General features: G+C 59.9%; 25 protein-coding genes. 19 read left to right on the top strand and 6 right to left on the bottom strand.

The window, feature by feature from the left end; translation table 11 throughout:
* Window positions 1–101: 101 nt before the first annotated feature.
* The 3 genes from AD669_RS01605 to rpmE all read right to left on the bottom strand — a co-directional run bounded on the left by AD669_RS01605 (window position 102) and on the right by rpmE (window position 2,596).
* Complete coding sequence (locus tag AD669_RS01605; RefSeq protein WP_053116645.1) at window positions 102–1,370, bottom strand: malic enzyme-like NAD(P)-binding protein; 1,269 nt, start codon at window positions 1,368–1,370, stop codon at window positions 102–104.
* A 183-nt stretch (window positions 1,371–1,553) separates the two neighbouring features.
* Window positions 1,554–2,354, bottom strand: coding sequence for a thermonuclease family protein (locus AD669_RS01600; RefSeq protein ID WP_053116644.1), 801 nt, complete (start codon window positions 2,352–2,354; stop codon window positions 1,554–1,556).
* Window positions 2,355–2,368: 14 nt separating this feature from the next.
* Entirely contained in the window at window positions 2,369–2,596 is a 228-nt protein-coding gene (gene rpmE, locus AD669_RS01595; protein WP_053116643.1) for a 50S ribosomal protein L31, read from the bottom strand.
* 274 nt (window positions 2,597–2,870) lie between these two features.
* Here rpmE and AD669_RS01590 point away from each other — a divergent pair, with 274 nt between their 5' ends.
* The 10 genes from AD669_RS01590 (at window position 2,871) to AD669_RS01545 (ending at window position 15,894) form a co-directional block, all read left to right on the top strand.
* On the top strand, window positions 2,871–5,090 hold the full coding sequence (locus AD669_RS01590) for a primosomal protein N' (RefSeq protein ID WP_053116642.1): 2,220 nt from the start codon (window positions 2,871–2,873) through the stop codon (window positions 5,088–5,090).
* Between the two features lie 213 nt (window positions 5,091–5,303).
* Complete coding sequence (gene argS, locus AD669_RS01585; RefSeq protein WP_053116641.1) at window positions 5,304–7,040, top strand: arginine--tRNA ligase; 1,737 nt, start codon at window positions 5,304–5,306, stop codon at window positions 7,038–7,040.
* A gap of 1 nt (window position 7,041) precedes the next feature.
* Window positions 7,042–7,746 carry an SPOR domain-containing protein gene (locus AD669_RS01580; RefSeq protein ID WP_053116640.1) on the top strand — a complete coding sequence of 235 codons (705 nt, stop codon included), beginning with the start codon at window positions 7,042–7,044 and terminating at the stop codon, window positions 7,744–7,746.
* 232 nt (window positions 7,747–7,978) lie between these two features.
* The gene (gene hslV / locus AD669_RS01575; protein WP_016984593.1) at window positions 7,979–8,509 is read left to right on the top strand and encodes an ATP-dependent protease subunit HslV; all 531 of its coding nucleotides are present in this window, start codon (window positions 7,979–7,981) and stop codon (window positions 8,507–8,509) included.
* Between the two features lie 54 nt (window positions 8,510–8,563).
* Window positions 8,564–9,901, top strand: a complete 1,338-nt coding sequence (hslU, locus tag AD669_RS01570; RefSeq protein WP_053116639.1) for an HslU--HslV peptidase ATPase subunit — start codon at window positions 8,564–8,566, stop codon at window positions 9,899–9,901.
* 125 nt (window positions 9,902–10,026) lie between these two features.
* On the top strand, window positions 10,027–10,404 hold the full coding sequence (locus AD669_RS01565) for a gamma-butyrobetaine hydroxylase-like domain-containing protein (RefSeq protein ID WP_053116638.1): 378 nt from the start codon (window positions 10,027–10,029) through the stop codon (window positions 10,402–10,404).
* 258 nt (window positions 10,405–10,662) lie between these two features.
* A complete protein-coding gene (phaC, locus tag AD669_RS01560) occupies window positions 10,663–12,342 on the top strand; it encodes a class II poly(R)-hydroxyalkanoic acid synthase (protein WP_053116637.1) in 1,680 nt (559 codons plus the stop codon).
* A 225-nt stretch (window positions 12,343–12,567) separates the two neighbouring features.
* Window positions 12,568–13,422 carry a poly(3-hydroxyalkanoate) depolymerase gene (gene phaZ, locus AD669_RS01555; protein WP_053116636.1) on the top strand — a complete coding sequence of 285 codons (855 nt, stop codon included), beginning with the start codon at window positions 12,568–12,570 and terminating at the stop codon, window positions 13,420–13,422.
* Between the two features lie 138 nt (window positions 13,423–13,560).
* The gene (phaC, locus tag AD669_RS01550) at window positions 13,561–15,243 is read left to right on the top strand and encodes a class II poly(R)-hydroxyalkanoic acid synthase (protein WP_053116635.1); all 1,683 of its coding nucleotides are present in this window, start codon (window positions 13,561–13,563) and stop codon (window positions 15,241–15,243) included.
* Between the two features lie 30 nt (window positions 15,244–15,273).
* Complete coding sequence (locus tag AD669_RS01545; protein ID WP_008080633.1) at window positions 15,274–15,894, top strand: TetR/AcrR family transcriptional regulator; 621 nt, start codon at window positions 15,274–15,276, stop codon at window positions 15,892–15,894.
* Window positions 15,895–16,040: 146 nt separating this feature from the next.
* Here the strand turns inward: AD669_RS01545 and AD669_RS01540 are convergent, their stop codons facing one another.
* The 3 genes from AD669_RS01540 to AD669_RS01530 all read right to left on the bottom strand — a co-directional run bounded on the left by AD669_RS01540 (window position 16,041) and on the right by AD669_RS01530 (window position 17,908).
* Window positions 16,041–16,994, bottom strand: a complete 954-nt coding sequence (locus AD669_RS01540) for a phasin family protein (RefSeq protein WP_053116634.1) — start codon at window positions 16,992–16,994, stop codon at window positions 16,041–16,043.
* Window positions 16,995–17,004: 10 nt separating this feature from the next.
* Entirely contained in the window at window positions 17,005–17,427 is a 423-nt protein-coding gene (locus tag AD669_RS01535) for a phasin family protein (protein WP_053116633.1), read from the bottom strand.
* Window positions 17,428–17,632: 205 nt separating this feature from the next.
* Window positions 17,633–17,908 (bottom strand): polyhydroxyalkanoic acid system family protein, encoded by a 276-nt coding sequence (locus AD669_RS01530; RefSeq protein ID WP_038360037.1) that lies wholly within the window; start codon window positions 17,906–17,908, stop codon window positions 17,633–17,635.
* A 166-nt stretch (window positions 17,909–18,074) separates the two neighbouring features.
* Between AD669_RS01530 and ubiE the strand changes: the two genes are divergently transcribed.
* The 9 genes from ubiE (at window position 18,075) to AD669_RS01485 (ending at window position 24,200) form a co-directional block, all read left to right on the top strand.
* Window positions 18,075–18,845 carry a bifunctional demethylmenaquinone methyltransferase/2-methoxy-6-polyprenyl-1,4-benzoquinol methylase UbiE gene (gene ubiE / locus AD669_RS01525; protein ID WP_008080626.1) on the top strand — a complete coding sequence of 257 codons (771 nt, stop codon included), beginning with the start codon at window positions 18,075–18,077 and terminating at the stop codon, window positions 18,843–18,845.
* Window positions 18,845–19,468, top strand: a complete 624-nt coding sequence (locus AD669_RS01520; RefSeq protein ID WP_053116632.1) for an SCP2 domain-containing protein — start codon at window positions 18,845–18,847, stop codon at window positions 19,466–19,468. Before ubiE ends, AD669_RS01520 begins: the two co-directional genes overlap by 1 nt.
* Entirely contained in the window at window positions 19,465–21,069 is a 1,605-nt protein-coding gene (ubiB, locus tag AD669_RS01515; protein ID WP_053116631.1) for a ubiquinone biosynthesis regulatory protein kinase UbiB, read from the top strand. Before AD669_RS01520 ends, ubiB begins: the two co-directional genes overlap by 4 nt.
* A gap of 121 nt (window positions 21,070–21,190) precedes the next feature.
* Window positions 21,191–21,592 (top strand): phosphoribosyl-AMP cyclohydrolase, encoded by a 402-nt coding sequence (gene hisI, locus AD669_RS01510; RefSeq protein ID WP_007909357.1) that lies wholly within the window; start codon window positions 21,191–21,193, stop codon window positions 21,590–21,592.
* On the top strand, window positions 21,585–21,917 hold the full coding sequence (locus AD669_RS01505; RefSeq protein ID WP_007909355.1) for a phosphoribosyl-ATP diphosphatase: 333 nt from the start codon (window positions 21,585–21,587) through the stop codon (window positions 21,915–21,917). Before hisI ends, AD669_RS01505 begins: the two co-directional genes overlap by 8 nt.
* A 25-nt stretch (window positions 21,918–21,942) precedes the next feature.
* Complete coding sequence (locus AD669_RS01500) at window positions 21,943–22,224, top strand: twin-arginine translocase TatA/TatE family subunit (RefSeq protein WP_003220847.1); 282 nt, start codon at window positions 21,943–21,945, stop codon at window positions 22,222–22,224.
* 10 nt (window positions 22,225–22,234) lie between these two features.
* Window positions 22,235–22,708: a Sec-independent protein translocase protein TatB gene (gene tatB / locus AD669_RS27855; protein WP_082341376.1), complete on the top strand. Its 474-nt coding sequence runs from the start codon at window positions 22,235–22,237 to the stop codon at window positions 22,706–22,708.
* A complete protein-coding gene (tatC, locus tag AD669_RS01490; protein WP_053116629.1) occupies window positions 22,705–23,496 on the top strand; it encodes a twin-arginine translocase subunit TatC in 792 nt (263 codons plus the stop codon). Before tatB ends, tatC begins: the two co-directional genes overlap by 4 nt.
* Entirely contained in the window at window positions 23,493–24,200 is a 708-nt protein-coding gene (locus AD669_RS01485) for a 16S rRNA (uracil(1498)-N(3))-methyltransferase (protein WP_053116628.1), read from the top strand. The genes tatC and AD669_RS01485 overlap by 4 nt, the downstream gene beginning before the upstream one ends.
* The last annotated feature ends 202 nt before the right edge of the window (window positions 24,201–24,402 follow it).

Below are 24,402 nucleotides of genomic sequence, written 5' to 3'. Positions count from 1 at the left end.
ATTCATGTAGGAGCTGCCGAAGGCTGCGATCTTTTGATCTGCCCAAACAAAAAGCCCCGACTCTCACGAGTCAGGGCTTTCGGTTGAGGCGTTACAACGGCTTAGCCGTTGAACACGTCATCCACGCTTTTCAGCGGGTAGTTCTTCGGATACGGCAAGGTCGCCACACCAGTCTCGATAGCAGCCTTGGCCACAGCGTCGGAGATCAGGGTGATCAGGCGCTTGTCCATTGGCTTCGGAATGATGTACTCACGGCCGAATTCCAGCGGAGCACCGCCGTAGGCGTCGCACACGTCTTGTGGAACAGGCAGTTTGGCCAGTTCACGCAGGGCGTTGGCGGCAGCCACTTTCATTTCTTCGTTGATGCGCTTGGCGCGAACGTCCAGGGCACCACGGAAGATGAACGGGAAGCCCAGTACGTTGTTGACCTGGTTCGGGTAGTCCGAACGACCGGTCGCCATGATCACGTCGCTACGGGTGGCGTGTGCCAGTTCCGGGGAGATTTCCGGATCCGGGTTCGAGCACGCGAACACGATCGGGTTGGCCGCCATCGACAGCAGGCCTTCAGCACTCAGCAGGTTCGGGCCGGACAGGCCAACGAACACGTCAGCACCTTGCAGAGCGTCAGCCAGGCTGCGCTTCTCGGTGGCGTGAGCGAATACCGCTTTGTACTGGTTCAGGTCGTCACGGCCGGAGTGGATCACGCCGGTACGGTCAACCATGAAGATGTTTTCGATGCGAGCGCCCATGCTCACCAGCAACTTCATGCAGGAGATGGCGGCAGCGCCGGCGCCCAGGCAAACGATCTTGGCATCAGCCAGAGTTTTACCAGCGATTTCCAGGGCGTTGATCATGCCGGCAGCGGTCACGATCGCGGTGCCGTGCTGGTCATCGTGGAATACCGGAATGTCGCACTGCTCGATCAGAGCACGTTCGATCTCAAAGCACTCTGGTGCCTTGATGTCTTCCAGGTTGATGCCACCGAAAGTGATGGAGATGCGTTTTACGGTGTCGATGAAGGCTTGCGGGCTTTCGGAGTCGACTTCGATGTCGAATACGTCGATGCCGGCGAAGCGCTTGAACAGTACGCCTTTACCTTCCATCACTGGCTTGGACGCCAACGGGCCGAGGTTACCCAGGCCGAGAATCGCGGTGCCATCGGAAATGACTGCAACCAGGTTGCCCTTGCCGGTGTATTTGTAGGCCAGTTCAGGATCGCGAGCGATCTCACGCACTGGTTCAGCTACGCCGGGGCTATAAGCCAGCGACAAGTCGCGAGCGGTAGCAGTGGCCTTGGTGAGCTCGACACTCAGCTTCCCTGGACGAGGATTGGCATGATATTCGAGAGCGGCAGTTTTCAGATCAGACATTTTGGCATTCCGCTTTTTACTGTTGGACAGACTGGTCAGCGAGGATACGCGCCTCGCAAAGTCCCCACAAGACTGAGCGGTCACCCCTGTCAAGCGCCCTGCCCTACGACTTTGGGCCAAGAGCCACGGCGCACAAGGGCTGGACTGTTCACAATCGACAGAAAAAATGTCTACAATTTTATTTCAGCGAGCGCTTTGCAACATTGCAGGATCTGTCAGCGGAAGTAGCCAACGTGGCTGACCTTGTTTCAAACCGCCGCGCCGTGATCGATCGACAATCCAGCCGCGCGCCTCGATCTGCTTGCCCTTCAACGCCTGCAACCGGGCATTGTCGAATTGTCCGACCAGATTGGGTGCAACGCGCAATACAAGCGCACCCTGCAACTCGATCCAGGTTCCGCCACGATTGCGCTGAACCTTGCTCACACGGCCACTGACCACGGCGAAACCGGAACGCTGGATCTGCGCCGCTTTCAGCACCGGCGACTGCCGCCAGAGACCCCGGCCAGCCTGTCGCGCAGTGCGCTCGGCGGCTTGCTGACACGTAACCAAATCGATATTCGGCGCGACCGCGACCTGAAAGCCGAGGCCATCGGCGAGCATCTGCGTTTCAAGATTGGCGCCGCTGGCGCTGTAGAGGTGCGCGAGCGTGCGGCCGTAGTGGTCTTTCGTCTGCTTGCCGAGACGCAAACCGAGCCGTCCATTGCTGTCGGCCACCAATGATTCCAGACGTTTGCGCGCCGCCACCGCGAACGGTTCGTCACTGCGGCCCTGCTTGCCCAGCTCAGGTGTATTGAGGCCGATCATCCGCACACTGCGCCCGTCGCTCAGGCGCACGGTGTCGCCATCGACCACGCGTTGCACCGTGACGCGGGTCAGCCCTACGGGCGTGGGGCAGAAAGCCTGGGCGGCGGACAGCCAAATCGCAGACACAAAAAAGGCGCCCACAAGGGACGCCTTTTTCAGCAATGAGGAAAAGCCCATCGGGCCTTTCAACTTTACTCTGCAGCAGCAGGCTTCTTGCCGAAAGCACCGAAACGGTCTGCGAAGCGCTGAACGCGGCCGCCAGTGTCCAGAGTCTTTTGCTTACCGGTGTAGAACGGGTGGCATTCGTTGCAAACGTCGATCGCCAGAGGCTTGGCCAGGTTCGAACGAGTTTCGAACTTGTTGCCACAGCTGCAGGTAACTGCGGTGACTTCGTATGTTGGATGAATATCAGCTTTCATGATGTCTTCCTCAGGCTGCGTGCCGCCATCCAACACTATTGTTGAATACCGCACGTAATTAGGCCGCGGATTCTACCAGACCTTTTAAATCACGCAAGCTGTCACCGAGACCGACCGTCTGCTAGGCTCCCGACCCTGTGGGAGCGAGCCTGCTCGCGAAGACGATCCATCAGCCAGCATTTTTGTCGCCTGACACTCCGCCTTCGCGAGCAGGCTCGCTCCCACAGGTTATGCAGCCAGTCCTTTAATCGTCTGTTGATAGAGATCCCCCCGCGTGCCCGACGCCATTCTGCGCCTCGCTTTGCCTTCGCCCCTGCGCCGCCTGTTCGATTATCGAGCACCGGCCGGCGTGCTGCGCGAGCAATTGCAGCCGGGCATGCGTTTGCGCGTGCCGTTCGGTCGACGCGAAATGATCGGAATTCTGGTCGAGGTCACTGACACCAGCGAAGTGCCGGTGGAGAAACTCAAACCGGCGCTGGCCCTGCTCGACACGACGCCGCCGCTACCGCCAGCGCTGTTCAAGCTGTGCCTGTGGACGTCGCAGTATTATCAGCACAGCCTCGGCGACACCTTGAGTTGGGCACTGCCGGTGCTGTTGCGTCAGGGCGAACTGGCCGAGGCGCGTCAGGAGCGCTTCTGGTCAGCCGCCCCCGGTGCCAGCCTTGATGATCCGCGTATCGCCCGCGCGCCTCGTCAGCGTGAAGCGCTCGCCACATTGGCCCAGCACCCGCACGGCGTCGCCCATCAGTTGCTGAGCAAACTGATGCTGAGCAAAGACAGCCTCGACCTGCTGCTGGCCAAAGGTCTGGTGCAAGTCGAGATCCGCCGTCACGCACCGGGCTTGCGCCATGAACATTGGCTGGCGCAACCGGAGCTGCCGCTGAACAGCGAGCAACGCGCCGCGTACGAAGCGATTCGCGCCGGTTTCGACAGTTATCACGCCTTCCTGCTGGCCGGCGTCACCGGCAGCGGCAAGACCGAAGTCTATTTGCAGTTGATCCGCGAAACCCTCGAAGCCGGCAAGCAGGCACTGGTGCTGATCCCGGAGATCAACCTCGGCCCGCAGACCCTCGCGCGTTTCGAGCAACGTTTCAACGCGCGCATCGCCCTGTTGCACTCGGCGGTCAATGATCGCGAGCGCCTCGAAGCCTGGCTCGCCGCCCGTGATGGCGAGGCCGACATTATTATCGGCACCCGTTCGGCGCTGTTCACGCCGATGAAAAATCCCGGCCTGATCATCATCGACGAGGAGCACGACGGTTCTTATAAACAGCAGGAAGGTTTGCGCTACCACGCCCGCGATCTGGCGCTGGTGCGTGCGCGGCAGGAAAACATCCCGATCGTGCTCGGCTCCGCCACGCCTTCGCTGGAAAGTCTGCACAACGCCTACACCGGACGTTACGGCCTCCTACGCCTGAATGAGCGTGCCGGTGGCGCCAAGCAGCCACGCTTCCTACGCCTGGATGTAAAAAGCCGTCCACTCGACAGCGGGATTTCCGGGCCGATGCAACAAGCCATCGGCCAGACCCTCGCCAACGGCCAGCAGGTGCTGGTGTTTCTCAACCGTCGTGGTTTCGCGCCGACGTTGCTGTGCCACGATTGCGGCTGGATGTCCGAGTGTTCGCGTTGCGATGCGCGGATGACCGTGCATCAGCGTTATGGCGAGTTGCGCTGCCACCATTGCGGCTACGTCGAGCGCACGCCGCGCCAGTGCCCCAAGTGCAACAAGGTCGACTTGCGTCCGGTGGGCGCCGGCACCGAGCGCGCCGAGGAACGGCTGGCGATTCTGTTTCCCGACTATCCGGTGCTGCGCGTCGACCGCGACAGCACCTCGCGCAAGGACGCGATGAATCAGCTGTTCGCGACGATTCAGAAGGGCCAGCCGTGCATTCTGGTCGGCACACAGATGCTCGCCAAGGGTCACCACTTTCCACGGGTGACGCTGGTGTCGATTCTGGATGCCGACGGCGGGCTGTTCTCCGGCGACTTCCGCGCCAGCGAGCGCATGGCGCAGTTGATTGTGCAGGTGGCCGGGCGCGCCGGGCGAGCGGAAGAGCCGGGCAAGGTGATTATTCAGACGCATCTGGCCGACCATCCTTTATTGGTGCAACTCACCGAGCAGGGTTATTTCGCCTTTGCCGAGCAGGCTTTGAGCGAACGCCGGGCTGCCGGGCTGCCGCCATTTGCGCATCTGGCGCTGTTGCGCGCTGAGGCGCACAAACCGGGGCAGGCGGAAGGGTTTCTCGATGAGGCGTGCAGCGAGGCGGAGCGCTTGCTGGCGGAGCAGAATCTGAGCGGGATTGAATTGCTCGGGCCAGTGCCGGCGCCGATGGAGCGACGGGCCGGGCGTTATCGTGCGCAGCTTTTATTGCAGGCGTCGGCGCGGGCGCCATTGCACCGATTGTTGACCAGTTGGCTGTTGGCGCTGGAGCAGATGCCGAGCGGGCGGGCGGTGCGTTGGTCGCTGGATGTCGATCCCGTCGATTTGTATTGAAGATCAAAAGATCGCAGCCTTCGGCAGCTCCTACAGGAAAACCCAGATCCCCGTGTAGGAGCTGCCGCAGGCTGCGATCTTTTGCTTTTAATGTCACCACATATCCACATCCTGCCTGCTAAGGTTGGCAAGCCCGTCTTCGCAACGGATAATGCCCAGTTTTTCCACCCGCGCATCGATGCGCCGCCGCGCTTGCGGTCGAAAGAGAAGACCATGAAAGACACCATTCGCCAGCTGATCCAACAAGCCCTCACCCAACTCGTCAACGAAGGTGTGTTGCCTGAAGGCCTGTCGCCGGCGATTCAGGTGGAGAACGCCCGTGACAAGACCCACGGCGATTTCGCCAGCAACATCGCGATGATGCTGGCCAAGCCTGCGGGCATGAAGCCGCGCGATCTGGCGGAAAAAATCATCGCCGCGCTGCCGGCTGACGAGAATGTCACCAAAGCCGAAATCGCTGGCCCGGGCTTCATCAACTTCTTCCAGAACACCCAGGCTTTGGCCTCGCGCCTCGACGCCGCGCTGGCCGATGCCCACGTTGGCGTGCGCAAGGCCGGCCCGGCGCAACGCACCGTGGTCGACCTATCAGCACCGAACCTGGCCAAAGAGATGCACGTCGGCCACTTGCGTTCGACCATCATTGGCGACGGCGTGGCCCGCGTCCTCGAATTCCTCGGCGACGAAGTGATCCGTCAGAACCACGTCGGCGACTGGGGCACCCAGTTCGGCATGCTGATGGCGTATCTGCAGGAAAACCCGATCACCAGCGACGAGCTGTCGGATCTGGAAAACTTCTACCGCGCCGCCAAACAACGCTTCGATGAATCCGAAGAATTCGCCGACCGCGCCCGTGGCCTGGTGGTCAAGCTGCAGGCCGGCGATGCTGATTGCCTGGCGCTGTGGACGAAGTTCAAGGACATCTCGCTGTCGCACTGCCAGAAGATCTACGAACTGCTCAACGTCAAACTGACCATGGCCGACGTGATGGGCGAAAGCGCCTACAACGACGACCTGATCAACGTGGTCAACGACCTGAAAGCCGCTGGCATGCTGGTCGAGAGCAACGGCGCCCAGTGCGTGTTCCTCGACGAATTCAAAAATGCTGATGGCGACCCGCTGCCGGTGATCATCGTCAAGGCTGACGGCGGTTACCTCTATGCCACCACTGACTTGGCGGCCGTGCGCTATCGCAGCGGCAAACTGAAAGCCGATCGCGCGCTGTACTTCGTCGATCAGCGTCAGGCCCTGCACTTCCAGCAAGTGTTCGCCGTGGCGCGCAAGGCCGGTTTTGTGACCCATCCGATGGAGATGGAACACATGGGCTTCGGCACCATGAACGGCGCCGATGGCCGTCCGTTCAAGACCCGTGACGGCGGCACCGTGAAGCTGATCGACCTGCTGACCGAAGCGCAGGAACGTGCCTACAACCTGGTTAAAGAGAAGAACCCGACACTGGCCGAGGACGAACTGCGCAACATCGCCAAAGTCGTCGGCATCGGCGCGGTGAAATACGCCGACCTGTCGAAGCACCGCACCAGCGACTACAGCTTCAACTTCGACCTGATGCTGAACTTCGAAGGCAACACCGCGCCATACCTGCTTTACGCTTACACCCGCGTCGCCGGTGTGTTCCGCAAGCTGGGCAAGGACTTCAGCGAAGTCGACGGTCAGATCGTTCTTGAAGCCGAGCACGAACTCGAGCTAGCGGCGAAACTGGCGCAGTTCGGCGAAGTGCTGAACAACGTGTCCGACAAAGGCACGCCGCACATTCTCTGCACTTATCTGTATGACGTTGCCGGTCTGTTCTCCAGCTTCTACGAGAACTGCCCGATCCTCGCCGCCGAAACGCCGGCCCAGATGCAGAGCCGTCTGCGTCTGGCCGCGCTGACCGGTCGCACCCTCAAGCAAGGCCTGGAGCTGTTGGGTCTGGAAACTCTGGAGCGTATGTAAGTTGGCTGCCAAGAAAAAACCTGCACCCAAGCGTGGCGCCAGCCGTTACCAAGCTCCTGCGAAGCAACCGATTCCGGGTTGGCTGTGGATGGCCATCGGCCTGACGGTCGGCGCGTTCATCGTGTTTCTGATGAAACTGGAGCCGGGCAAGGGCAGCGACACGGTCAAGCGTGAGAAAGTCGAGCAAGCGCAACAGCAGAAAGCGTCGAAGATCGCCGAGGCCAACAAGACCCCGCCGAGCCCGACCCAGCCTGTGAAACCGAAGTACGACTTCTACACTCTGCTGCCGGAATCGGAAGTGATCGTGCCGCCCGACGCCGTGCCGGAGAAAACCCTGCCGACGCCACAAGTGCCGACCACTCCGGTGACCCCGGCGGAAGCGGCGAAAATCGACACCGCGCGTGCTCAGGCGGCGCTGGCCGGGATCACCCCGCCACCGGCACCACCGGTGAAAGCGGCGCCCGTGACCAAGTTCTTCCTCCAGGCCGGTTCGTTCCGCAAAGAGGCGGACGCGGACAAAGTGCGTGCGCAGATCATCCTGCTCGGCCAGGCGGTCGCGGTTGAATCGGGCATGGTGAAAGATGAAACCTGGTACCGCGTGCTGGTCGGCCCGTTCAGCAACCGCGAACAACTGACCACAGCGCAGAAACAACTGGCGGGCAGCGGTTTTAGCAATCTGTTGTTACAACAACGCCAGAGCCGCTGACCCTCCGTAGAAAACCGCTCCCACAGGCGAGGCAAACCTCCTGTAGGAGCTGCCGAAGGCTGCGATCTTTTGATTTTGCTTTCAGATCAGGATCAAAAGATCGCAGCCTTCGGCAGCTCCTACAGTTGGTCACCGCTCGTCCCTTCTCCGGCACTAAGGTTGAAATCCTCTCCAGCACCCCCATATGAATGGGCATAAGGCACTTTCGCCCCGCTGTGTGGAGACTCTTCCCTTGACCACCATCGTTTCAGTCCGCCGTCACGGCAAAGTCGTCATGGGCGGCGACGGCCAGGTTTCTCTTGGCAACACCGTGATGAAAGGCAACGCGAAAAAAGTTCGTCGCCTGTACCACGGTCAGGTCATCGCCGGTTTTGCCGGTGCCACCGCCGACGCCTTTACCCTCTTCGAACGTTTCGAAGGCCAGCTTGAAAAACATCAGGGCCACCTGGTGCGCGCCGCGGTCGAACTCGCCAAAGAATGGCGCACCGACCGCTCCCTGAGCCGCCTCGAAGCGATGCTCGCGGTTGCCAACAAAGACGCTTCCCTGATCATCACCGGCAACGGTGACGTGGTCGAACCCGAAGACGGCCTGATCGCCATGGGTTCCGGCGGCGGCTACGCACAGGCTGCGGCCAGCGCCCTGCTGAAAAAGACCGACCTGTCGGCTCGCGAAATCGTCGAAACCGCCCTCGGTATCGCCGGCGACATCTGTGTATTCACCAACCACACTCAGACCATTGAGGAGCAGGATCTCGCTGAATAAGCCTGACGCGGCCCTGTGCCACGGCTTGTTTTTGCTTGAGGACCGTCAACTACTATGTCCATGACTCCCCGCGAAATCGTCCACGAACTCAACCGCCACATCATCGGCCAGGACGATGCCAAGCGCGCCGTCGCGATTGCCCTGCGCAACCGCTGGCGCCGCATGCAGCTGCCTGAAGAGCTGCGCGTTGAAGTGACCCCGAAGAACATCCTGATGATCGGCCCGACCGGTGTCGGTAAAACCGAGATCGCCCGTCGTCTGGCAAAACTCGCCAACGCGCCGTTCATCAAAGTCGAAGCGACCAAGTTCACCGAAGTCGGCTACGTCGGCCGTGACGTCGAATCGATCATCCGTGATCTGGCCGACGCGGCGCTCAAGTTGCTCCGTGAGCAGGAAATGACCCGCGTTCGCCACCGCGCCGAAGACGCTGCCGAGGATCGTATCCTCGACGCGCTGCTGCCGCCGGCACGCATGGGCTTCAGCAATGAAGAAGCGCCAAGTTCCGATTCCAACACCCGTCAGCTGTTCCGCAAGCGTCTGCGCGAAGGTCAGCTGGATGACAAGGAGATCGAAATCGAAGTCGCCGAAGTGGCCGGCGTCGATATCTCCGCGCCACCGGGCATGGAAGAAATGACCAACCAGCTGCAGTCGTTGTTCGCCAACATGGGCAAGGGCAAGAAGAAGTCGCGCAAGCTCAAGGTCAAAGAAGCGCTGAAGCTGGTGCGTGACGAAGAAGCCGGGCGTCTGGTCAACGAAGAAGAGCTGAAAGCCAAAGCGCTGGAAGCGGTTGAGCAGCACGGCATCGTGTTCATCGACGAAATCGACAAAGTCGCCAAGCGTGGCAATGTCGGCGGCGCCGACGTCTCCCGTGAAGGCGTGCAGCGCGACTTGCTGCCGCTGATCGAAGGCTGCACCGTCAACACCAAACTGGGCATGGTCAAAACCGACCACATCCTGTTCATCGCGTCCGGTGCGTTCCACCTGAGCAAGCCGAGCGATCTGGTGCCTGAGCTGCAAGGTCGTCTGCCGATCCGCGTTGAACTGAAAGCGCTGAGCCCGTCGGACTTCGAACGCATCCTCAGCGAACCGCACGCTTCGCTCACCGAGCAATACTGCGCACTGCTGAAAACCGAAGGTTTGAACATTCAGTTCCAGCCGGAAGGCATCAAGCGCATCGCCGAGATCGCCTGGCAGGTCAACGAGAAAACCGAGAACATCGGTGCCCGTCGCCTGCACACCCTGCTTGAGCGTCTGCTCGAAGAGGTGTCGTTCAGCGCCGGCGACATGGCCAGCACCCACGATGAGAAGCCGATTCTGATCGACGCCGAATACGTCAACAGCCACCTCGGCGAATTGGCGGAGAACGAAGACCTGTCCCGTTATATCCTGTAGGTCACCTTCCCTGTAGGAGCTGCCGCAGGCTGCGATCTTTTGATTTTGATTTTTAACAGACAAGATCAACAGATCGCAGCCTTCGGCAGCTCCTACAGGGTGTTCCCCTAGTCGGATGACCTGCAATGACTACTATCCCCACCGACATCAAACTGCACAAGGCCTCGAAAACCCTGACGCTCAAATACGCGTCCGGCGAGGAATACACCCTGCCCGCCGAATTTCTGCGCGTGCATTCTCCCTCCGCCGAGGTTCAAGGCCACGGCAATCCGATTCTGCAATTCGGCAAGATTCACGTCGGTCTGAGCAAAGTAGAACCGGCCGGTCAGTACGCACTGAAACTGACCTTCGACGACGGTCACGACAGTGGTCTGTTCACCTGGGAATACCTCTACGAGCTGGGGCGACGTTTTGACGCACTCTGGGCCGATTATCTCGCCGAGCTCAAAGCTGCCGGAAAAACCCGCGATCCCGACGAGTCGATCGTCAAGCTGATGCTCTAGTCCGAGCCTCGCGCTCTTTAGAGGGCATTTTCTAACTTCATCTGTTTGAATGCTCCGCTGTGAGGCCGAGGATCGGCCCGCTTGCGAAAAAAATTAAACTCGGGTAACCAATGGAGCTGGCAAGTTCCCTGCAGTGCACTACGACTGTAAAACAGCTATGCAGAATTAACGGTCACCCGAGCAGTAGTACCTGGCATTGGCTGTGGAACTGCACAGCAGAAAACCGGGTACTCGTCTCAGGACAATGGAGCGTCGTAGATGAGTAACAAGAATAACGATGACTTGAAGTACCAAGCCTCGGAAAACACCTTGGGGCTTAATCCTGTCGTTGGGCTACGTGGAAAGGATCTGCTCGCCTCTGCTCGTATGGTGCTGAAACAGGCCATCAAACAACCGATCCATAGCGTCAAGCACGTGACCCATTTCGGCCTTGAGCTGAAGAACGTGTTGTTCGGCAAATCCGAACTGCAACCGGCCGGCGATGACCGTCGCTTCGCCGATCCTGCGTGGAGCCAGAACCCGCTCTACAAACGTTATCTGCAAACCTACCTGGCGTGGCGCAAGGAACTCCACTCCTGGATTGATGACAGCAACCTCTCACCCAAAGACATCGCGCGCGGCCACTTCGTCATCAACCTGATGACCGAAGCCATGGCCCCGACCAACTCGGCGGCCAACCCCGCAGCGATCAAACGTTTCTTCGAAACCGGTGGCAAGAGCCTGCTCGACGGCCTCTCGCATCTGGCCAAGGATCTGGTACACAACGGCGGCATGCCGAGCCAGGTCAACATGGGCGCATTCGAGGTCGGCAAGAGCCTCGGCGTGACCGAAGGCGCAGTGGTGTTTCGCAACGACGTGCTGGAGCTGATCCAGTACAAGCCGATCACCGAGCAAGTCCACGAGCGTCCATTGCTGGTGGTGCCGCCACAGATCAACAAGTTCTACGTATTCGACCTCAGCCCGGACAAGAGCCTGGCGCGGTTCTGCCTGCGCAATAACGTGCAGACGTTTATCGTCAGCTGGCGCAACCCAACCAAGGCGCAGCGCGAGTGGGGCCTGTCGACGTACATCGATGCGCTGAAAGAAGCGGTCGACGTGGTCACCGCGATCACCGGCAGCAAAGACATCAACATGCTCGGCGCCTGCTCCGGCGGCATCACCTGCACCGCCCTGCTCGGCCACTACGCGGCGATCGGCGAGAAGAAGGTCAACTCCCTTACGCTGCTGGTGAGCGTGCTCGACACGACGCTGGACAGCGACGTCGCCCTGTTTGTCGACGAGCAGACCCTGGAGACCGCCAAGCGTCATTCGTATCAGGCCGGCGTGCTCGAAGGCAAAGACATGGCCAAGGTCTTCGCGTGGATGCGCCCGAACGACCTGATCTGGAACTACTGGGTCAACAACTACCTGCTCGGCAACGAGCCGCCGGTGTTCGACATCCTGTTCTGGAACAACGACACCACCCGGTTGCCAGCGGCGTTCCACGGCGACCTGATCGAGATGTTCAAAAACAACCCACTGATCCGCCCGAATGCACTGGAAGTGTGCGGCACGCCGATCGACCTCAAGCAGGTCACCGCCGATATCTTCTCGCTGGCCGGCACCAACGACCACATCACACCGTGGAAGTCCTGCTACAAGTCGGCGCAATTGTTCGGTGGCAAGGTGGAGTTCGTGCTGTCGAGCAGCGGGCACATCCAGAGCATCCTCAATCCGCCGGGCAACCCGAAATCGCGCTACATGACCGGCGAAGAAATGGCCGCGAATGCCGATGACTGGCAAGAAAACTCGACCAAGCATACCGATTCCTGGTGGCTGCACTGGCAGGCCTGGCAGGCCGAGCGCTCGGGCAACCTGAAAAAGGCCCCGCTGAAACTGGGCAACAAGGCACATCCGGCGGGCGAAGCTTCGCCGGGCACATACGTACACGAGCGGTAACTGACACACCTCGTTTCCCCGAACTGTGGGGTGAAACTGTGGTGAGGGGATTTATCCCCGATGGGCTGCGAAGCGGCCCCAAAACCAGCTGACGCGGTAGTTCTGAAAAACCGCGCGTGATGATTTTGCGACTGCTGCGCAGCCGATCGGGGATAAATCCCCTCGCCACAGGGTTCACGCCGACAGAGGAGAACGGGTGTACTTGAAATCCACAGGGCCTGACGCATGCCGCAACCGTTCATATTCCGTACCGTCGATCTGGATGGGCAGACCCTCCGCACGGCGGTACGCCCCGGCAAGCCTCACTTGACGCCCTTGCTGATTTTCAACGGCATCGGCGCCAACCTGGAGCTGGTGTTTCCGTTTGTCGCGGCGCTGGATCCGGATCTGGAAGTGATCGCTTTCGACGTCCCCGGTGTCGGCGGCTCCTCGACGCCTAATCGGCCGTACCGTTTTCCCGGTCTGGCCAAGCTGACGGCGCGGATGCTCGATTACCTCGACTACGGGCAGGTCAACGTCATCGGCGTGTCGTGGGGCGGTGCGCTCGCGCAGCAATTCGCCTACAACTACCCCGAGCGCTGCAAGAAACTGGTGCTGGCGGCGACCGCTGCCGGTGCGGTGATGGTGCCGGGCAAACCGAAAGTGCTGTGGATGATGGCCAGCCCACGGCGCTACATTCAGCCCTCGCACGTTATTCGCATCGCACCGCTGATCTATGGCGGCTCGTTCCGTCGCGACCCGACCCTGGCCGCCAGCCACGCGGCGAAAGTGCGTTCGGCGGGCAAGCTCGGTTATTACTGGCAACTGTTCGCCGGCCTCGGCTGGACGAGCATTCACTGGCTGCACAAGATCCATCAGCCGACGCTGGTGCTGGCCGGCGACGACGATCCGCTGATCCCGCTGATCAACATGCGCATGCTCGCCTGGCGCATTCCCAACGCGCAGCTGCACATCATCGATGACGGCCACCTGTTCCTGATCACCCGCGCCGAAGCCGTGGCGCCGATCATCATGAAATTCCTCCAGGAGGAGCGTCAGCGCGCCGTGATGCACCCGCACCCGACACCGCTCGGCGGCTAAGGTCAGCGGCAGGCTTTATGCAGGGCTTTACCCGCAATTCGTGGCAGGACGCCACGCAAGCAGCAACCCGTAACAGCGTCTATGGTGTTCTGGTTCGGTGAGTGTGTTTTTGGCCTGAAGACGAAGGAGTGTTGAGTCATGCGCGACAAACCAGCGACGGGCGTGGTGCCCAGCCCCGCCGTGTTCATTAACGCACAGAGTGCGATCACCGGATTGCGCGGTCGCGACTTGCTCTCGACCCTGCGCAGCGTGGCCGCCCACGGTTTGCGTAACCCGGTGCACAGCGCGAAACACGCCTTGAAGCTCGGCGGCCAGTTGGGCCGCGTCCTGCTCGGTGAAACCCTGCACCCGACCAATCCGAACGACAGCCGTTTCGCTGACCCGGCGTGGAGCCTCAATCCGTTTTACCGGCGTAGCCTGCAGGCGTATCTGGCCTGGCAGAAACAGGTCAAAAGCTGGATCGACGAAAGCGACATGAACCCGGAAGACCGCGCCCGCGCGCACTTCGCCTTCACCCTGCTCAACGACGCGGTGGCGCCGTCCAACACTTTGCTCAATCCGCTGGCAGTGAAGGAGCTGTTCAACTCCGGCGGCCACAGTCTGGTGCGCGGTCTCAGTCATTTGTTCGATGACTTATTGCACAACGACGGCTTGCCACGGCAAGTGACCAAGCAGGCTTTTGAAGTCGGCAAAACCGTCGCCACCACTACCGGCTCGGTGGTGTTTCGCAACGAGATGCTTGAGCTGATCCAGTACAAACCGATGAGCGAAAAGCAGTACGCCAAGCCGCTATTGGTGGTGCCGCCGCAGATCAACAAGTACTACATTTTCGACCTGAGCCCGCAGAACAGCTTCGTCCAGTACGCGCTGAAAAACGGTTTGCAGACGTTCATGATCAGTTGGCGCAACCCTGACGTGCGCCATCGCGAATGGGGCCTGTCGACCTACGTCGAAGCCGTGGAAGAGGCGATGAATATTTGCCGGGCGATCACCGGCGCCCGCGAGGTCAATCTGATGGGCGCTTGCGCTGGCGGACTGACCATCGCCGCCCTGCAAGGACATTTGCAGGCCAAGCGGCAGCTGCGCCGGGTCTCCAGTGCGACCTATCTGGTCAGCCTGCTCGACAGCGAAATCGAAACCTCGGCCACGCTGTTTGCCGATGAACAAACCCTCGAAGCGGCCAAGCGTCGCTCGTATCAGAAAGGCGTGCTCGACGGTCGCGACATGGCCAAAGTCTTCGCGTGGATGCGGCCCAACGATTTGATCTGGAGCTACTTCGTCAACAACTACCTGTTGGGCAAAGAGCCGCCGGCCTTCGACATTCTCTACTGGAACAACGACAACACCCGCCTGCCCGCCGCGTTTCACGGTGACTTGCTGGACTTCTTCAAGCACAACCCGTTGACCCACCCGGGTGGACTTGAGGTGTGCGGCACGCCGATCGACTTACAGAAAGTCACCGTCGACAGCTTCAGCGTCGCCGGCATGAACGACCACATCACGCCGTGGGATGCGGTGTATCGCTCGACCTTGCTGCTCGGTGGTGACCGACGCTTTGTGCTGTCCAACAGCGGCCATGTGCAGAGCATTCTCAACCCGCCGAGCAACCCGAAAGCCGCGTACGTCGAGAACGCCAAGATGAGCAGCGACCCGCGCGCCTGGTACTACGACGCCAAACACGTCGACGGCAGCTGGTGGCCGCAATGGCTGGAATGGATACAGCAACGCTCCGGCGCGCAGCACGAAACCTCGTTCACCCTCGGCAACCCGAACTATCCACCGATGGAGGCAGCGCCCGGTACCTACGTGCGCGTGCGCTGACGCTTAACCGAACTTTTCTAAGAAGACTGGATGAAAACCCGCGACCGGATTCTCGAATGTGCTTTGCAACTGTTCAACGAAAAGGGCGAGCCGAACGTCTCCACCATGGAAGTTGCCAACGAAATGGGCATCAGCCCGGGCAACCTCTACTACCACTTCCACGGCAAGGAACCGCTGATTCTCGGGCTGTTCGAACGCTTCCAGAATGAACTGGCGCCGCTGCTTGATCCTCCATCGGATGTGGAACTGGCACCGGAGGATTACTGGCTGTTTTTGCATTTGATTGTGGAGCGGTTGGCGCAGTATCGGTTCCTGTTTCAGGACTTGTCGAACCTGGCCGGGCGGTTGCCGAAACTGGCCAAGGGGATTCGTCATCTGCTCAACGCGCTAAAGCGTACGCTGGCGTCGTTGCTGGCGCGGTTGAAGGCGGCGGGGCAGTTGGTCAGTGATACCCAGGCGTTGGGGCAGTTGGTGGAGCAGATCACCATGACGCTGCTGTTTTCGCTGGATTATCAGCGGATTCTGGATCGTGAGGGCGAAGTTCGTTTGGTCGTGTACCAGATCATGATGTTGGTGGCACCGCACCTGCTGCCGCCGGTGAAGGTCGCCACCGAACGGATGGCCCTGCAATACCTTGAAGACCACGAGTAACCCGGAATCAAAAGATCGCAGCCTTCGGCAGCTCCTACAGGGGAATGTGTACCTCTGTAGGAGCTGCCGAAGGCTGCGATCTTTTGATCTTCAAACAAAAACGCCCGACCTTCACAGGCCGGGCGTTTTGTTTTGTCCTGAAAAAATCAGGACTGACTGGTTGGCGTCGACGGGGTCGATGCAGCAGTCGGGGTTGCCACTGGAGTCGGTGCGGCGGCGGAGTTCGACGCGCTTACCGGAGCTGCCGGCGTGGCAGGTTTGGCTGCAGCAGGTGCTGCTGGCTTCGGCGCTGCGGCTTTCGGCGCGGCCGGTTTTTTCACTGCGGGTTTTTTCGCTGCTGCGGGTTTGGCCGCAGGCTTGGCAGCCGGTTTAGCGGCAGCGGTTTTCGCCGCTGGCTTGGCGGCCGGTTTGGCTGCTGCTTTTGTCGCAGGTTTAGCGGCTGGTTTCGCAGCGGCCTTAGCGACAACTGGTTTGGCAGCTGCTTTAGCGGCAGGCTTGGCGGCGGCGGTTTTTGCAGCCGGTTTAGCGGCGGCCTTAGCTTTCGCTGCCGGCTTGGCCGCTGCTTTTGCTGCAGGTTTAGCCGCAGCTTTTACCAGTGGCTTGGCCGCGGTTTTGGCAGCAGGTTTGGCCGCAGCTGTTTTAGCAGCAGGTTTCGCCGCAGACGTTTTCGCCGCCACAGGCTGAGTTTTCAGACCGGTGAGTTTTTCGATCTGCTTGGTCAGCGTGTCGACCTTGCTGTTGAGCGCTTTGACTTCATTGCGGCTCGGTACGCCCAGGCGCGAAATCGCGCTGTTCAGGCGCTTGTCGAAAGCCCCTTCCAGCTCGTCCCACTTGCCCAGCGCGCGATCTTTCACGCCGCTGATGCGCGACTTGGCCGACGAAGCGGAATCCTTGGCGGCATCGACTTTTTTGCCGACTGCAGACTTGGTGAGCTTCTCGGCTTTCTCGCCGTCTTTGACCAATGTATCGAAGAGCTTGCTGCCGTCAGTGTCGATCTTCGAGTACACGCCTAAACCAGCCAGCCAGATTTTGCGGGAGTAGTCTTCGACTTTCCCGATCCACGAGCTGCCTTCTTTATCGGTGTTCTTTTTACCAGCCATCCCGTTCTCCTTAAGATTTACGCGCGACGCGTTCGAGCAATGCCGTCAGCTCATCGAGCTTAGCAGAGAGTGTCTCAACGTCATGTTTAGACGGAATGCCGATACGATTCAAGGCGCTTGCTACACGGGAGTCGAACGCCTTCTCGACCTTGTCGAGCTGAACTTCGACGCGACCTTTGAAAGAACTCACTTCGCCCTTCGCTTCATCGATCTCGGCGTTGGCCGCTTCGAGTTTTTCGGTGACGACTTTTTTGCCTTTCTTTTCAACAGTTTGACCAGCTTTGATCAGCTCTTGAAAGTAGTCGCTGCCCTCTTGGCCGACCTTGGCGTAGGCACCCAGGCCTGCCAGCCAGATCTTGCGGGCATAGGATTTGACGTCGCTCAGAGCGGTTGTCGAAGCGTCGATTTTTTTCTTCAAAATTACTTTGGCCATGGTGCACCTCACGCGCAGAAGGTTTGAGGAACTGCCCGCGAAAGTGTCGGGCTCAGGCACAAAGTAGGTAGAAAAATTAGAAACGGCACCCTAACAACTGACATAAATCGGTGTTGCCTGAACGAAAAGATCGCAGCCTTCGGCAGCTCCTACAGGGGTACACATTCCCCTGTAGGAGCTGCCGAAGGCTGCGATCTTTTGATGTTCAGACCAGCGCTTTATCGAGGGCTTTTTCGATTTCGGCTTTGATCATGCCGCTCATGGCCGACATCATCAGGCCCAGCTCGACGTCGACCTTGATCGAATCGTCCGCCACATGCACCGCGCCTTTCACGCCCGAGCGTTTGAGGTTCAGGGTGTCGCCCGACCATTGCGGCTCCAGGCCATATTGATCGGAGAGTTTTTGCGCCAGCTTGTCGGCCTTCTCGCGGGCGGCTTCCTTACCCAGGTTGTGGGCACGCTCAACAGTGATTTTGGCCATTGATTGACTCCTGCTTTTTGAATGGGGCGAAAAATGTGTGTCGGTAAATCTTGACCGCCGCTGCGGCAAATCGTCCCGAAGGTTACCCATCTTACCTTTAGCCATTCCAAGACAAAGCATGGCTTGGGGATTAGAATGTCGCGCATTCTCTTTTGGTGACAGCGATATGACTGATCAGCGCAAAGGCAGCGATGCCGAACCCACCACTCACTTCGGCTTCAAAAACGTTCCGGAAAGCCAGAAAGCGGAAAAAGTCGCTGAGGTTTTCCACTCGGTAGCCGCCAAGTACGACCTGATGAACGACCTTCTGTCGGGCGGCATGCACCGTTTGTGGAAGCGTTTCGCGATCGAACTGTCGGGCGTGCGCAGCGGTAACCGCGTGCTGGACATCGCCGGCGGTACTGGCGACCTGACCAAAAAATTCTCGCATCTGGTCGGCCCGACCGGTCAGGTGGTTTTGGCTGACATCAACGAATCCATGCTCAAGGTCGGTCGTGACCGCCTGCTGGATCTGGGTGTCGCCGGCAACGTCGAATTCGTTCAGGCGGACGCCGAAAAACTGCCGTTCCCGGACAACCATTTCGACTGCGTGACCATCGCCTTCGGCCTGCGCAACGTGACGCACAAAGAAGACGCGCTGCGTTCGATGCTGCGCGTGCTCAAGCCTGGCGGTCGCCTGTTGGTGCTGGAATTCTCCAAGCCGACCAACGCATTGATGTCGAAAGCCTACGACGCCTACTCGTTCGCCTTCATGCCGCTGATGGGCAAGCTGATCACCAACGACTCGGAAAGCTATCGCTACCTGGCCGAATCGATCCGCATGCACCCGAATCAGGAAACCCTGAAGTCGATGATGGTCGACGCCGGTTTCGACCGCGTGACCTATCACAACATGACCGCAGGCATCGTCGCCCTGCACCGTGGCATCAAGCCCTGATGTTACTTACCGGGCTGCTCGCCAGCGTTGAACTCGGTCTGAACCGGGTGCTGCGTCTCGACAGCACGGCGCTGCCGCGGCTGGCCCATTTGACCGGTAAAGTGATTGCCGTCGACTGCCGCACCCCGGCGCTGCAACTGTTCATTTTGCCGAGCGACGAAGGCCTGATGCTGGCCTCGCACTGGGAAACCGGTGTCGACTGCACCCTGCGTGCGCCGGCTTCGAGCCTGATCAAACTGGCCGTGAGCAAAGACAAGACCGCGGTGCTGCACGCCCCGGAAGTCGAACTCGATGGCGACAGCGGCGTGCTGCTGGAGCTGGCCGGCGTGCTGCAAGACCTTGAGCTGGACTGGGAGTACGAACTCTCGCGCTGGCTCGGCCCGGTCGCCACGCAATTGATTGGCGGTCACTTGCGCAGCCGCGCGCGCTGGTATCAACAAGGATTTGCCAGCCTCAACCAGAACCTCGCCGAATACCTCGCTGAAGAATCGCGCACCCTCGTCGGGCAGCGCGAAGCCGAAGCGCGGTTCAGTGAACTGGACCGGATCAAACTTGATCTGGAACGTCTCGAGGCGCGTTTCGAGCGCCTTTCCCGATCCCTCGACCCAAGCGATAACGCATGAAGCTGCTTGCCGTCCGCCGTCTGTTGCGCATCCAGCGCGTCGTGATCCGCTACCGTCTCGATGACCTGCTGTTCGATCTGCCGCTGCCCTGTTTCCTCCTGGCGCTGCGCTATGTGTTGCCGTGGCGCTGGTTCCCGCGCAAGCCGCTGGATCTGAGCCGGGGCGCGCGTTTGCGTCTGGCGTTGCAGGATCTCGGGCCGATTTTCATCAAGTTCGGGCAGATTCTCTCGACCCGCCGCGACCTGCTGCCGGAAGACATCGCCGATGAGCTGATGCGCTTGCAGGATCGCGTGCCGCCGTTCGATTCGCAGCTGTCGATCAAGCTGATCGAAGAACAGCTCGGCAAGAAAATCAGCGACGTGTTCAGCCGTTTCGACGTCGAACCGCTGGCCTCGGCGTCGGTGGCGCAGGTGCATGCCGCGCAGTTGAAAACCGGCGAAGAAGTGGTGGTTAAAGTGATCCGCCCGGGCCTGAGACCGATCATTGCGCAGGATCTGGCGTGGCTGTTCATCCTCGCCCGCGCGGCTGAAAAGCTCTCGGCCGACGCGCGTCTGCTGCACCCGGTCGACGTGGTGCAGGACTACGAAAAAACCATTTATGACGAACTCGACCTGCTGCGCGAGGCGGCCAACGCCAGCCAGTTGAAGCGCAATTTCGAAGGTTCGCCGCTGTTGTATGTGCCGCAAGTCTATTGGGACTGGTGCCGGCCGAAAGTGCTGGTGATGGAGCGTATCTACGGCATTCAGGTGACCGATCTGGCGACCCTCGCCGATCAGCGCACCGACATGAAAATGCTCGCCGAACGCGGCGTGGAGATCTTCTTCACCCAAGTATTCCGCGACAGCTTCTTCCACGCCGACATGCACCCGGGCAACATCTTTGTCAGCACCGTCAATCCGTGGAGCCCGCAGTACATCGCGATCGACTGCGGCATCGTCGGCAGCCTGACCCCGGAAGATCAGGATTATCTGGCGCGCAACCTGTTCGCTTTCTTCAAGCGTGACTACCGGCGTGTGGCGCAATTGCACATCGATTCGGGCTGGGTGCCGGCGGAGACCAAACTCAACGAATTCGAAGCGGCAATCCGTACCGTGTGCGAACCGATCTTCGAAAAACCGTTAAAAGATATTTCATTTGGCCAGGTGCTGATGCGCCTGTTCCAGACCGCACGCCGTTTCAATATGGAAGTGCAGCCGCAACTGGTACTGCTGCAAAAGACCCTGCTGAACATCGAAGGCCTCGGCCGCCAGTTGTATCCGGATCTGGATCTGTGGAACACCGCGCAGCCATTCCTCGAGCGCTGGATGCGCGAGCGCGTCAGCCCGAAAGCCTTGCTCGGCAACGTGCAGAGCCAGTTTGAACAGTTGCCGCATCTGGCGAATATGGCCCGCGATCTGCTCGAACGCATGTCTCAGCCACACGCTTACGACCCGCCGCCACCGTGGCATAAACGCAAGGACGACTGGTTCCTGCGCCTGCTCGGTTGCGCGCATCTGGCCGGCGGGGTGATCCTCGCCATCGGTGGCCCGCTAAACGAATTGGGGCATTGGCCGGCGGGAATCATGGTGGCAGTCGGCTTGTATCTGGTCGTTCGCCGATAGCACGAATCAGCTGCAAGTTATAAGCTGCGAGCTGCAAGCTTGAAGCTACAAGCACACCGCAACTGCTTTTACTTGCAGCGTGAAGCTCGCAACTCGAAGCTGCTTCTGTCAGGAATTGAAGATGAAAAACTGGCTGGACGAGATCAAATGGGACGCTGATGGCCTGGTGCCGGCGATTGCCCAGGATCACAAGACCGGACGTGTATTGATGATGGCCTGGATGAACCGCGAAGCGCTCGAACTGACCGCCGCGGAAAACCGTGCCATCTACTGGTCACGCTCCCGTGGCAAGCTGTGGCGCAAGGGCGAAGAGTCCGGCCATGTGCAGACCTTGCATGAGATGCGTCTGGACTGTGACGCCGACGTGATCATCCTGATGGTTGAACAGATCGGCGACATCGCTTGCCATACCGGCCGTCAAAGCTGCTTTTACCGTGTCTTCGAAAACGGCGACTGGAAAACCGTCGATCCGGTTCTCAAAGACCCGCACGCCATCTATTCCGCAGGACACAAACATGAGTGACACCCTGACCCGCCTGGCCGAAGTGCTCGAAGAGCGCAAAGGCGCAGCTGCCGACAGCTCATATGTAGCTAGTCTGTATCACAAGGGTTTGAACAAAATTCTGGAGAAAGTCGGCGAAGAGTCGGTCGAAACCATTATTGCCGCCAAAGACGCCGCCATCAGCGGCGACTGCAGCGATGTGATCTACGAGACCGCCGACCTGTGGTTCCACAGCATGGTCATGCTCGCCCAACTGGGGCAGCATCCGCAGGCTGTGCTCGATGAACTGGATCGTCGCTTCGGTCTGTCCGGACACGTCGAGAAAGCCTCGCGTCCGTCCGCCTGAACAATTTTTAGAGAGGAACAGCAACATGGGCATTTTTGACTGGAAACACTGGATCGTCATTCTGGTAGTCGTGGTGTTGGTGTTCGGCACCAAGAAACTGAAAAACCTCGGCACCGACGTTGGCGAGTCGATCAAGGGCTTCCGCAAAGCCATGAACGACGACGAAAAACCTGCCGCTGATCCAACCGTGACGCCTGCGCAACCGGTGCCACCGGTGCAGCCGCAAGCCACCGCTCAGGCCAACCCGCCGCACACCATCGACGTGCAGGCGCAGAAAGTCGAAGAGCCGATCCGCAAAGACGTGTGAGCACTGACTAATGTTTGGTATCAGCTTCTCTGAACTGCTGCTCGTCGGCCTCGTCGCCCTGCTGGTGCTGGGCCCCGAGCGTCTGCCGGGCGCTGCGCGCACCGCTGGCCTGTGGGTCGGACGGCTGAAGCGCAGCTTCAACGCGATCAAACAGGAAGTTGAACGTGAAATCGGTGCCGACGAGATCCGTCGGCAACTGCACAACGAGCATATTCTGTCGCTGGAGCAAGAGGCGCGGAAGATTTTCAACCCGGTTCAGCAAGAGCCGGCGTCGGTTGAGCATGTGGGTCAGCAGACGATTCATGCGCCGACAGCACCCGCTGCTGCATCTGCTCCGACACCTGCACCTGTACCTGCTGCCGTCGTAGCGCCGACAGAACCGCTGCCCGCGCCTGCAGAAACCTCGGTTGAACATGTATCCCCAACCGCCGCGCCGATCACACCAGCGCCTCACGACCCTACTCTGCCGCCGCGAGCCCCATGAGCGATCTCCCCGAAAACGACCAGCACATGCCGCTGGTTTCGCACCTCACCGAGTTGCGCACCCGCCTGCTGCGTTGTGTGGCGGCGATCTTCATCATCTTCGCCGGGCTGTTCGCCTTCACCCAGCAGATCTACACCTTCGTCTCGACGCCGCTACGCCAGTACCTGCCGGTCGGCGCGACGATGATCGCCACTGACGTGTCGTCGCCGTTCCTGACGCCGCTGAAACTGACGATGATGGTCTCGCTGTTCCTCGCGATCCCGGTGATCCTGCATCAGATCTGGGGCTTTATCGCGCCGGGCCTGTACAAGCATGAGAAGCGCATCGCGGTGCCGTTGCTGGTGTCGAGCATCCTGCTGTTCTACACCGGCATGGCGTTCGCCTATTACTTCGTGTTCCCGCTGATCTTCAAGTTCTTCGCCGCCGCCACTCCGACTGGCGTGGAAATGATGACCGACATCGCCAGTTACCTCGATTTCGTCATGACGCTGTTCTTCGCCTTCGGCGTGGCGTTCGAGATTCCAGTGGCCGTGGTGCTGCTGGTGTGGATCGGCGTGGTCGACGTCAAATACCTGAAGAAAATCCGCCCGTACGTGATCATCGGCTGCTTCGTGGTCGGCATGATCCTGACACCGCCGGACATCTTCTCGCAGACCTTGCTGGCCGTGCCGATGTGGATGCTGTTTGAAATCGGCATTCTGTTCGGTGGTTTGATCAGCAAGCGCGAACGTCCGGAAGAAACCCCGGCCGACGACCACAACGACCAGCCGCCAGCGACCCAGGCATGAACCTGCTGTTGCTCGAAGAGGCCGATTTTATTGCGGCCGACCGTGTGGTGCTGCGTGATCGACGCCTTACGCACATGCAGGAAGTTCACCGATCGGAAGTCGGTGACAGCCTGCGCGTCGGGCGCATTGACGGGTTGATGGGCTCGGCTGAATTGCTGCGACTGGAAGCGGATGAAGCGGAACTGCGCGTTACCCTCGATCAGCCGCCGCCGGCGAAATTGCCGCTAACCCTCATGCTTGCGCTGCCGCGTCCGAAAATGCTCCGCCGGGTGTTTCAGACCGTGGCGACCATGGGCGTGGCGAAGGTGATTCTGGTCAACAGCTATAGGGTCGAGAAGAGCTTCTGGCAGACGCCGTTTCTTGAGCCTGCGGCTATCCGTGAACAACTGATCCTCGGCCTCGAACAGGCGCGCGATACGGTATTGCCGGAGATCGTCATCGAGAAACGCTTCAAGCCGTTCGTTGAAGATCGCCTGCCCGCCATCACTGAGGGCACGCTCGGTCTGGTCGGTCATCCCGGCAACTATCCGCCGTGCCCGCGCGCCCTCAGCGAACCAGTCACCCTCGCCATCGGCCCTGAAGGCGGCTGGATTCCCTACGAGATCGACCTGCTGGCCAAATCCGGCCTGCAACCGGTGCAACTCGGCGAGCGCATCCTGCGCGTAGAAACCGCCGTAACCGCCCTCCTCGCCCGCCTCTTTTAAACCCAACACCGATCCCCTGTAGGAGCTGCCGAAGGCTGCGATCTTTTGATGTTGTTTTTTAGAAGCAAGATCAAAAGATCGCAGCCTCGTTTCACTCGACAGCTCCTACAGATCAGCGGGATCAGCGGATCAGCAGGTCGGCAATCGGCAGGTCAGCAGATCCAGAGCGCAGGGCCTTCCCGGACAAAAGGTGTTACAGATT

The sequence above is a fragment of the Pseudomonas sp. P1.31 genome, assembly GCF_001269815.1.
In the GTDB taxonomy this organism is placed as follows: Bacteria; Pseudomonadota; Gammaproteobacteria; order Pseudomonadales; family Pseudomonadaceae; genus Aquipseudomonas; species Aquipseudomonas rustica.
This window is presented reverse-complemented; position numbering and strand designations above follow the sequence as displayed.

Coding starts and splice junctions, on each gene's coding strand:
- tatC (WP_053116629.1), top strand. CDS start 22,705: ATGAGCGATCTCCCCGAAAACGACCAGCACATGCCGCTGGTTTCGCAC.
- AD669_RS01565 (WP_053116638.1), top strand. CDS start 10,027: ATGACTACTATCCCCACCGACATCAAACTGCACAAGGCCTCGAAAACC.
- AD669_RS01485 (WP_053116628.1), top strand. CDS start 23,493: ATGAACCTGCTGTTGCTCGAAGAGGCCGATTTTATTGCGGCCGACCGT.
- rpmE (WP_053116643.1), bottom strand. CDS start 2,596: ATGAAAGCTGATATTCATCCAACATACGAAGTCACCGCAGTTACCTGC.
- AD669_RS01530 (WP_038360037.1), bottom strand. CDS start 17,908: ATGGCCAAAATCACTGTTGAGCGTGCCCACAACCTGGGTAAGGAAGCC.
- ubiE (WP_008080626.1), top strand. CDS start 18,075: ATGACTGATCAGCGCAAAGGCAGCGATGCCGAACCCACCACTCACTTC.
- AD669_RS01535 (WP_053116633.1), bottom strand. CDS start 17,427: ATGGCCAAAGTAATTTTGAAGAAAAAAATCGACGCTTCGACAACCGCT.
- AD669_RS01545 (WP_008080633.1), top strand. CDS start 15,274: ATGAAAACCCGCGACCGGATTCTCGAATGTGCTTTGCAACTGTTCAAC.
- AD669_RS01605 (WP_053116645.1), bottom strand. CDS start 1,370: ATGTCTGATCTGAAAACTGCCGCTCTCGAATATCATGCCAATCCTCGT.
- hslU (WP_053116639.1), top strand. CDS start 8,564: ATGTCCATGACTCCCCGCGAAATCGTCCACGAACTCAACCGCCACATC.
- AD669_RS01505 (WP_007909355.1), top strand. CDS start 21,585: ATGAGTGACACCCTGACCCGCCTGGCCGAAGTGCTCGAAGAGCGCAAA.
- phaZ (WP_053116636.1), top strand. CDS start 12,568: ATGCCGCAACCGTTCATATTCCGTACCGTCGATCTGGATGGGCAGACC.
- ubiB (WP_053116631.1), top strand. CDS start 19,465: ATGAAGCTGCTTGCCGTCCGCCGTCTGTTGCGCATCCAGCGCGTCGTG.
- AD669_RS01500 (WP_003220847.1), top strand. CDS start 21,943: ATGGGCATTTTTGACTGGAAACACTGGATCGTCATTCTGGTAGTCGTG.
- AD669_RS01520 (WP_053116632.1), top strand. CDS start 18,845: ATGTTACTTACCGGGCTGCTCGCCAGCGTTGAACTCGGTCTGAACCGG.
- hisI (WP_007909357.1), top strand. CDS start 21,191: ATGAAAAACTGGCTGGACGAGATCAAATGGGACGCTGATGGCCTGGTG.
- phaC (WP_053116635.1), top strand. CDS start 13,561: ATGCGCGACAAACCAGCGACGGGCGTGGTGCCCAGCCCCGCCGTGTTC.
- tatB (WP_082341376.1), top strand. CDS start 22,235: ATGTTTGGTATCAGCTTCTCTGAACTGCTGCTCGTCGGCCTCGTCGCC.
- AD669_RS01600 (WP_053116644.1), bottom strand. CDS start 2,354: ATGGGCTTTTCCTCATTGCTGAAAAAGGCGTCCCTTGTGGGCGCCTTT.
- argS (WP_053116641.1), top strand. CDS start 5,304: ATGAAAGACACCATTCGCCAGCTGATCCAACAAGCCCTCACCCAACTC.
- phaC (WP_053116637.1), top strand. CDS start 10,663: ATGAGTAACAAGAATAACGATGACTTGAAGTACCAAGCCTCGGAAAAC.
- AD669_RS01540 (WP_053116634.1), bottom strand. CDS start 16,994: ATGGCTGGTAAAAAGAACACCGATAAAGAAGGCAGCTCGTGGATCGGG.